1 protein-coding gene is annotated in these 2,071 nt (G+C 62.5%); it reads left to right on the plus strand.

Annotated elements, in window-relative coordinates:
- Positions 1–2,071: Ig-like domain-containing protein (locus tag ABX749_RS30850; protein WP_372899414.1), on the plus strand; the 2,071-nt coding region annotated here is incomplete at both ends.

Below are 2,071 nucleotides of genomic sequence, written 5' to 3' on the forward strand. Positions count from 1 at the left end.
CAACCGATGCCGTCGCGGTGACTGATTACTTTCGCGGCAACGCATCCGAATCGCTCTCCGTCGACGCTTCCGGAGGCCTGCTCGGCAACGATGCCTCGGGGATCACCGGTGTGTGGCGCGCCGACGCTGCGACTCGGTGGGGAGCAAGCGTCACGGTCGCCTCCGATGGCAGCTTCACACTGGTTCCGGCGGATGTTTACACCGGAATCGGGCTGGGAGAATCGATCACAGACTCGTTCACCTACACCGTCCGCGCCGCCGACTTCAGCCTGCACACCGCAACGGTTTGGATCACGATCGAAGGTGAAAACCAACCTCCCGTCGCCGTCCACGACGAACCTTCCAACGCGGCGGTTTCGCTTTACACCCGCGCCGGTGGGTCATCGATCATTGACCCTGCGGATCTGCTGCGAAACGACATCGATCCCGATGTCAACGACTCGCTCGCGATCACGTCGGTTGAAGCAACCAGCCTGCTTGGTGCCGCGGTCACACTGTCTGGGGGCGACCTGTCCGCCGACCAGATCGTCTATGACCCGAGAGGCGTCGCCGCGCTGGATTCGCTGGCCGCCGGCGAACATCGGATCGATCGGATCACTTACACAATCAGCGACCCCAACGGTGTGACCCATTCATCGACCGCGAGCGTTTGGGTTCAAAGCCCGATCAACCTCGCCCCCAGCGCCGCCCCTGGAACGGCTCGCCTTACCGAAGACGGAGTGATCGATCAGGCCACCTTCGATTCCCTCCTCGCCGGTGCCGTCGATACCGACCATCTGCCCTCGGATCCGGAATTGGCCGCCGTGGAAGAAGTCGTCACTAGCTCGCTCGGCGCCATGGTCTCGATCCGGCCAGACGGAACGTTTACCTATGACTCCTCCGGCGTCCTCGCGATTCAATCGCTCTCCGAAGGCGAAACCACCGAAGACACATTCTTGTTCCGCGTCACGGATGGCCTGGGCCTCTCGGCCGCTCAACCGATCACGCTCACCGTCGTCGGCACCAACGACGCTCCCTCTGCGGTCGATGACGTGTACATCGGCGTGCCGGCAGACGGCCTGCTGACGACCAACATCGGCAACGGTTTGCTGGCCAACGATTTCGACAACGACTCACCGCCACCGCTGATCGTCGATCCCAGTCAAACCGCCTCGCATTCAGTCAGCGGCGCGGCGATCTCGTTACGTCCCGATGGCACGTTCGACTATGACCCGCAGGGTGTCTTTGACCATCTTGCCGAAGGCGAAACGGCAGTGGACACGTTCACCTACGTCGTCTTGGATGATCAAGGTGCCGAGTCGACCGCGACCGTGACCGTCGAGATTCACGGCGTCGACGACGCGCCGATCGCGGGCATCGACGACATCGAACGTGGCTATTGGACCGTCGCGTCACAGACGATCGAAGTCCCCGCCGACGAAGGTGTTTTGACCAACGACCACGATCCCGACTCGGCGTCCAGCGGCACCGTCTTGGCCGCCTCCTTCGACGGACTCAGCCAATACGGTGCACGAGTGACCGTCCGACCCGACGGCAGTTTCAGATACGACCCGACCGCCAGCCAAACGCTTCGCGATCTACAAGCCGCCGGCGTCGACGTCATCGACAGCTTCACCTACACGCTCACAGAAGTTCCTTCGTCATCCGCTGCCGGCCCGAGCGAAACTCTCAGTCCCGCTGCGCCCCTCGAATCCACAAGCGAGGGCGTGGTGGAGATCATCGTGCGCAGCGGTCCCTCGGCGTACAGCTTTGACGTCGTCGGCAAGGATTACGATCGAATCGGTTCCGGCGTCTCGATCAACAACCACGGCAACGTCGCCTACACCGCCACCCTATCGGGACGCGACACTCCGTTTATCTGGAGCGACGAGACCGGCGGGGCGAAACCGCTGATCCCCAATGAATTCCTGTTCGGCGACGCCACCGTCTCGTCACCGCCCCGCGGCTCAGGAACCGACACGCCCGAATTGCGATTCAGCGACAACGTGCAGCTGACCGACTTCAATCGTCTACTCGTCCAACGTCAGTTGAACGCCCGCACGGTCTCCGGCGTGATCCAGGTCGGTTATCC

The organism is Stieleria sp. (assembly GCF_041595215.1).
Lineage (GTDB): Bacteria > Planctomycetota > Planctomycetia > Pirellulales > Pirellulaceae > Stieleria > Stieleria magnilauensis.